Raw genomic sequence first — 398 nt, 5'->3', positions numbered from 1 at the left:
CCCCCCCCCCCCCCCCCCCCCCCCCCCCCCCCCCCCCCCCCCCCCCCCCCCCCCCCCCCCCCCCCCCCCCCCCCTTTCTCACGCAGAAGCCGGCATACGAGATCGCGCCTAGAGTCTCGTGGGCTCGGAGATGTGTATAAGAGACAGCCGGCAAGCCGATTAATGCGGCGGCGGTCGAGGCGATCCTGAAGCGCGTGGCGTTTCCGGTGCAGCTCGGCGGCGGCATCCGCGATATGAAGACGGTCGCCGGCCTGTCTCTTATACACATCTGACGCTGCCGACGATTAACCTTCGGTGTAGATCTCGGGGGGCGGGGGGGCAGGGAGGGGGGGGGGGGGGGGGGGGGGGGGGGGGGGGGGGGGGGGGGGGGGGGGGGGGGGGGGGGGGGGGGGGGGGGG

The 398-nt window shown here is 76.1% G+C and carries 1 pseudogene; it reads left to right on the top strand.

Features of this window, described 5'->3' with window-relative positions:
• Positions 1-146 precede the first annotated feature (146 nt).
• Positions 147-251: pseudogene (locus JHD80_RS29185) on the top strand (HisA/HisF-related TIM barrel protein); the annotation flags it as partial.
• Positions 252-398 lie beyond the last annotated feature (147 nt).

It is taken from the genome of Allobosea sp. ASV33 (genome assembly GCF_016428755.1).
Lineage (GTDB): Bacteria > Pseudomonadota > Alphaproteobacteria > Rhizobiales > Beijerinckiaceae > Allobosea.
Note: the sequence above shows the minus strand (reverse complement) of the source record. Positions and strands in the feature narration are given on the sequence as shown.